The organism is Actinotalea sp., assembly GCF_041597215.1.
Taxonomy (GTDB): domain Bacteria; phylum Actinomycetota; class Actinomycetes; order Actinomycetales; family Cellulomonadaceae; genus Actinotalea.
Genome location: NZ_JBFHHB010000203.1, coordinates 1 through 5,898, shown reverse-complemented (window position 1 = coordinate 5,898; position 5,898 = coordinate 1). Strand labels below are relative to the sequence as shown.

Annotated in this window: 5 protein-coding genes; 2 read left to right on the top strand and 3 right to left on the bottom strand. The window is 73.8% G+C overall.

The features are described from left to right. Positions 1–1,025, bottom strand: a 1,025-nt coding sequence (locus ABWK99_RS12735) for a cysteine desulfurase family protein (RefSeq protein WP_372595077.1), incomplete at its 3' end; no start/stop codon positions are given. A 100-nt stretch (positions 1,026–1,125) separates the two neighbouring features. Between ABWK99_RS12735 and ABWK99_RS12730 the strand changes: the two genes are divergently transcribed. Continuing rightward, positions 1,126–2,097, top strand: coding sequence for a phosphotransferase family protein (locus tag ABWK99_RS12730; RefSeq protein ID WP_372595076.1), 972 nt, complete (start codon positions 1,126–1,128; stop codon positions 2,095–2,097). Positions 2,098–2,104: 7 nt separating this feature from the next. Here ABWK99_RS12730 and ABWK99_RS12725 read toward each other — a convergent pair whose 3' ends face one another. Beyond that, positions 2,105–3,085: an electron transfer flavoprotein subunit alpha/FixB family protein gene (locus ABWK99_RS12725; protein ID WP_372595075.1), complete on the bottom strand. Its 981-nt coding sequence runs from the start codon at positions 3,083–3,085 to the stop codon at positions 2,105–2,107. A 17-nt stretch (positions 3,086–3,102) separates the two neighbouring features. After that, positions 3,103–3,888, bottom strand: a complete 786-nt coding sequence (locus ABWK99_RS12720) for an electron transfer flavoprotein subunit beta (protein ID WP_372595074.1) — start codon at positions 3,886–3,888, stop codon at positions 3,103–3,105. Between the two features lie 187 nt (positions 3,889–4,075). Between ABWK99_RS12720 and glgX the strand changes: the two genes are divergently transcribed. Next, on the top strand, positions 4,076–5,898 hold a 1,823-nt coding region (glgX, locus tag ABWK99_RS12715; RefSeq protein ID WP_372595073.1), incomplete at its 3' end, for a glycogen debranching protein GlgX.

The following is a 5,898-nucleotide window of genomic DNA, read 5'->3' as shown; positions in this document are numbered from 1 at the left end:
GCCAGGAGCACATGGGAGGGCTGCTGGACCCCGGCCTGGCAGGCGGACCCCGTCGAGCAGGCGATCCCGGCGCTGTCGAGCAGGTAGATGAGCGAGTCGGCCTCGCAGCCGGGGAACGTGAGGTGGGCGTTGGCGGGGAGCCGAGCCGCTCCGCGCGGGCCACGGACCACGGCGTCGGAAACCTGGTCCAGGACCCCCGCGAGCAGCCGGTCGCGCAAGGCGGACAGCCGCGGGGCCTCGACCGGCCGATCGGCGACGGCCCGCTCGAGCGCGACGGCGAAGGCTCGCGCCGCCGGGACGTCGAGCGTCCCCGGACGCAGCCCACGCTCCTGCCCCCCGCCGTGCAGGACGGGCTGCACGGCGAGCCCCCGGCGGACCAGCAGCAGGCCGATCCCCACCGGTCCGCCGATCTTGTGCCCGCTGACGGTCATGGCGTCGAGCCCGCTCGCGGCGAAGTCGACGTCGAGGTGGGCGACGGCCTGCACGGCATCGGCATGGACGGGGATCCCGTGCTCCCGCGCCGCGGCGACGACGGCCGGGACGGGCTGGATCGTGCCGATCTCGTTGTTCGCCCACATCACGCTGATCAGGGCGATCTCCTCGGCGTGCCGGTCGAGCTCCGCCGCGAGCGCCGCGAGGTCGACGACGCCCTCCGCGTCGACGGGCAGCACGACGATCTCCGCCCCATGCTGCTCGAGCCTCCGGGCCGGGTCGAGCACGGCGTGGTGCTCGACCCCCGAGACCACGACCCGTCGACGGCGGGGATCGGCCGTCCGACGTGCCCAGTAGAGCCCGGTGATCGCGAGGTTGTCGGCCTCGGTGCCCCCCGAGGTGAGCACGACGTCGTTCGGGCGCGCGCCGAGGCCCGCGGCCAGCGACTCCCGGGACTCCTCGAGCGTGCGCCGAGCCGCGCGGCCCGGCCCGTGCAGCGACGAGGCGTTCCCGGTCCGGCCGAGCTCGGCGACCATCGCCTCGAGCGCCGCCGGGTGCATCGGCGTCGTCGCGGCGTGGTCGAGGTAGGTCATGGGAGGCGAGTCTAGGAACGCCGGGACGGGCTGACGAGCGCGGACGACCGCCGGCCGGTCACCGGTCCCGACCTTCCCGGCGGGCTGGCATGATCCCTGGGTGACCATCGACGGCCCACCGCTGGCCTTCAGCGGCTCCCGCCTCTCGTGGACGGACCTCCCACGTCCGGTCAGGGCGAGGATCGCGCAGACGGCCGGGGCGGACGTCATCTCCGAGGCCTCGGCCACCAGCGGCTTCAGCCCTGGCTTCGCCTCGGTCCTCGAGCTGAGCGACGGCACGCAGGTCTTCTGCAAGGCGGTCTCCCCCGACCAGAACCCGGAGTCGCCTGGTCTCGCCCGCCGGGAGATCCGGATCGCCGGGCTCCTCCCCGCTGCCGTGCCCGCCCCCGAGCTGCTCTGGTCGTACGACGACGGCTCCTGGGTCGTGCTGGGCTTCGCCGTCGCCCACGGGCACCTGCCCGACCACCCGTGGCGGCCCGAGCAGCTCGACCGGGTGCTGGGGGCCGTGGCCGCCCTCGCAGAGGTCGGGACGCCGTGCCCCTCGGGACTGCCGTCGTTGTCCGACGCCGTCGCGGACCTCTCGCCCGGGTGGGACCTGCTCGCCGCGAACGGCGTCGCCATGGACAGCGCCGTCGAGGCGCTCGGCGCCGAGGGCCGATGGATGCGCGAGAACCTGGACGCGTTGAGCACCTGGTCCGAGCAGGCCGCCGCCGCAGCGACGGGCCGGTCCCTCTCGCACGGCGACCTCCGGGCCGACAACATCCTGCTCGACGAGCGCGCGCTGTGGATCGTCGACTGGCCGTGGGCCACCGGTCGCGGTGCGGCCTGGTACGACCTGCTGACGATCCTGCCGAGCATCGCGATGCAGGGCGGCGGAGACCCGGCGAGCCTCTTCCGGGCCCACCCCGCCGCTCGTGAGGCGGACCTGGACGCGGTGCACAGCGTCCTGGCGGCTCTCGCCGGCTACTTCGTCCAGGCCGCCGTGCTGCCTGCCCCGATCGGCATCGCGAACCTGCGCCCCTTCCAGCTCGCGCAGGGCCGGGAGGCGCTGCGCTGGTTGCGGAGCTGGTGAGCGAGCCTCACCCGAGCAGTCGTCGCAGCTCCTGCGTCGCGGCGGGCAGGACCGTCCGCAGGTCCCCGACGATGCCGAGGTCGGCGATCTCGAAGATCGGCGCCTCGGGGTCGTTGTTCACCGCGATGATCGTCCCGGCCGACTGCATCCCGCCGCGGTGGTGCACAGCACCGGAGACCCCCGCCCCGATGTAGAGCCGCGGGGAGACGGTGACACCGGTCTGCCCGATCTGCGCCTCGTGGTCGATCCAGCCCTCGTCGGTGGCCACCCGGGTGGCGCCCACCGCCCCACCGAGCACGTCCGCGAGATCGGCGACGGGCCCGAAGTCCCCGTCGGTCCCCCGGCCGCCCACGACGACGACCTGGGCCGAGGAGAGGTCCGGCCGGCCGGAGGGAGCGCGCTCGGTCCGCTCGACGAGCTCGACACCCCGGGCGGCCGCCGTGGCTGCCTCGGCGTCCACCGCGTGGACCTCGACCGACGCGGGGCCCTGCCCGGTGGCCACGACCTCCGCGGCGTTCGGCTTGACGGCGACGACGGCGAGCGGCGTGCGGATCGCGCAGCGGGTGGTCCAGGTGGCGGCGAAGACCGACTTGGTCGCCACGAAGGTGCCGTCCGAGTCCTCGAGACCTGCGGCGTCGACCACGACCCCGGCACCGGTCCGCACACCGAGGACGCCGGCGACCTCCTTGTGCTCGAAGCTGTTGGTGAGCAGCACGGCCCGGGGCGCGACGCTCCCGACGACGACGGCGATCGCCTCGGCGACGACGGGGGTCAGGTGGTGCTCGCCGTTCGGGGCGACGACGTGCACCTGGCTCGCGCCGTGGGCGCCGAGCTCGGCGAGGGCGTCGGCACCGGGGGCGACGGGGTCCACCCACACGCCGTGGACGCTCCCGAACCGCGCGGCGAGCGCGAGGAGCTCACGCACCGCCGGGCGGACGGCACCGTCGTCGGTGTGATCGATCAGGACGAGCACCGGAGCGGTGGCCATCATGTCCTCCAGGACTCTCAGACGAGCTTGTGGTCGACGAGGTACGCGGCGAGCCGTGCGCCTGCGTCCCCCTCGTCGGTGATCAGGACGCGGTTCTCCCGCGGGGGACGTTCGGCGGCGTCCAGGACCTCGGTGCGCGAGCCCTGCGCCCCGACAAACGAGGCGTCGACACCGAGGTCCTCGAGGCTCAGCTGCTCGACCGGCTTCTTGCGGGCCGCCATGATCCCGGCGAACGCGGGGTAGCGCGGGTCGTTGGACTGGTCCGTCACCGAGACGAGCGCCGGCAGGGGCGCCCGGAGCACCTCGGTCGCGTGGTCGAGGTCCCTGCGCACCTGGACGGAGCCGTCGGTGAGCGCGAGCTCGGTGGCGAGCGTGAGCTGGGGCAGACCGAGCTCGGCGGCGAGCACCGCCGGGAGCATCGAGGTGAGACCGTCGAGGGAGGCCATCCCGGTGAGCACGAGATCGACCGGCCCGTCCTCCTCGACGTGACGCACGGCCGCCGCCAGGACCGTCGCCGTCCCGAAGACGTCGGAACCGGCGAGCGCGTCGTCCAGGACGTGGACCCCGCGGTCGGCACCCATCTGCAGGCCCCTGCGCACCGCGTCGACGGCGTCGTCCGGACCGACGGTCAGCACCACGACCTCGGCCTCGTGCTCGGCCGCGAGCACGAGCGCTGCCTCGACGGCGTTCTCGTCGAGCTCGTTCAGAGTGCCGTCCCCCTGATCACGGTCGACGTGCCCGTCGACCAACCGGCGCTCGGCCATCAGGTCCGGGACGTGCTTGACGCAGACGACGATCCTCACGGACCCGTACTCCCCTCGTAAGTGACACCGCAGGCTACCCGGAACGCCCGGATCCGGCCTCGCCTGCGGTCTGCCGTGCGCCGGAGTCCTAGGTCGTGGACCGTGGTGCCGCGACGGTCCGCGTGGTCCAGACTGGTCCGTTGTGCGATACGACGCGGCAGGACACGGCGGACTCCACCGGCTGGGGATGCACCTCGCGGGTGACGGGGTCGACGTCGCCGTGCTCGCTTCGCACGCCACCGCCGTCGACCTGTGCCTGCTCGACCCGGATCAGGACGCTCCCGACGGCTGGACCGAACGACGGGTCCCGCTGGGTGGCCCGACCTACGGGGTCTGGCACGCGCACGTCCCCGGCGTGCTCCCCGGCCAGCGGTACGGGTTCCGCGCCCATGGCGCATGGGACCCGGGAGCAGGGACGCGGTACAACCCGGCGAAGCTCCTGGTCGACCCCTACGCTCGCGGGCTGGAGGGGATGGAGCGGCTCGAGCTCCCCAGCGTGCACGTCTACGGCCAGCGCGTGCACGACGACCACCGCCCGCTGGACGGCCGGCCGATCGACCTGACCGACTCGCGCTCCCACGTCCCGCACTCCGTGGTCCTGGCCGAGTCGCACCCCGCACCCGACACCCGGCCCCGCACCCCCTGGGACTCGACCGTCGTCTACGAGGCCCACGTCCGCGGGCTGACCCGCCGACTGCGGAGCCTGCCGCCGGCACTGCGCGGGACCTACGCCGGCCTCGGGCACCCGGCGACCGTCGAGCACCTGCGCTCGCTCGGCGTGACGGCCCTCGAGCTGCTGCCCGTGCACGCCATGGCCACCGAGCCGTGGCTCGCCCTGCGCGGACGGACCAACTACTGGGGCTACAACACCCTCGGCTTCTTCGCGCCGCACCCCGGCTACGCGACCCACGCGCCCCAGGAGCTCGGCCCGGACGCGGTGCTGGCCGAGCTCAAGGAGGCCGTGCAGGCCCTGCACGCCGCGGGGATCGAGGTCCTGCTGGACGTCGTCTACAACCACACGGCCGAGGGTGGCACCGACGGGCCGCAGCTCTCGTGGCGCGGGCTCGACCCGACGGTCTACTACCTGCACGACGGCGGCACACCCGCGCGGTTCGCCGATGTCACCGGCTGTGGCAACTCCCTGGACTTCCGGCGGCCCCGCGTCGTGCAGATGGCCCTGGACTCGCTGCGGTACTGGGCGACGGAGGTCGGCGTCGACGGCTTCCGCTTCGACCTCATGGTGACGCTCGCCCGCGACCAGGACGGCTTTGACCCGCAGCACGCCTTCCTCATGGCGCTGCAGACGGATCCGGTGCTCTCCGGGCTCAAGCTCATCGCCGAGCCGTGGGACGTCGGGCCTGGCGGGTGGCGCACCGGTGGCTTCCCCGCCCCGATCGCGGAGTGGAACGACAAGTTCCGCAACGCCGCGCGCACCTTCTGGCTCCAGGACCCCGCCCAGGCGGCGCACGGGCGACCCGGGCACGGGGTGCGCGAGCTGGCGACCCGGCTCGCCGGTTCCGCCGACCTCTTCGGCTACTCCGACCCGCCCCTCATGCGCGGACTCGCGGCGAGCATCAACTACATCACCGCGCACGACGGCTTCACGCTCGCCGACCTCGTCGCGTACGACCACAAGCACAACGCGGGCAACGGCGAGCACAACCGCGACGGGACCGACGACAACAGGTCCTGGAACCACGGCATCGAGGGCCCGGCCCGCGATCCCGGCGTCGGCATCGAGATCCTCCCGCTGCGGCGTCAGTCGATGCGCAACCTGCTCGCCACGCTCCTGCTCTCCGCCGGCGTGCCGATGCTCACCGCGGGCGACGAGATCGGCAGGACCCAGCAGGGCAACAACAACGCGTACAACCAGGACAACGAGATCTCCTGGATCGACTGGGAGCTCTCGCCGTGGCGGGAGCACCTCTTCTCGACGGCGCAGCACCTGCTGCGCCTGCGCCGCGAGCTCCCCGCGCTGCGCGCCGACCGCTTCTACCGCGGGGTTCCGCG

Excerpts from the sequence above, each read along its gene's own strand:
- ABWK99_RS12725 (WP_372595075.1), bottom strand. The coding sequence starts at position 3,085 with ATGGCCACCGCTCCGGTGCTCGTCCTGATCGATCACACCGACGACGGT.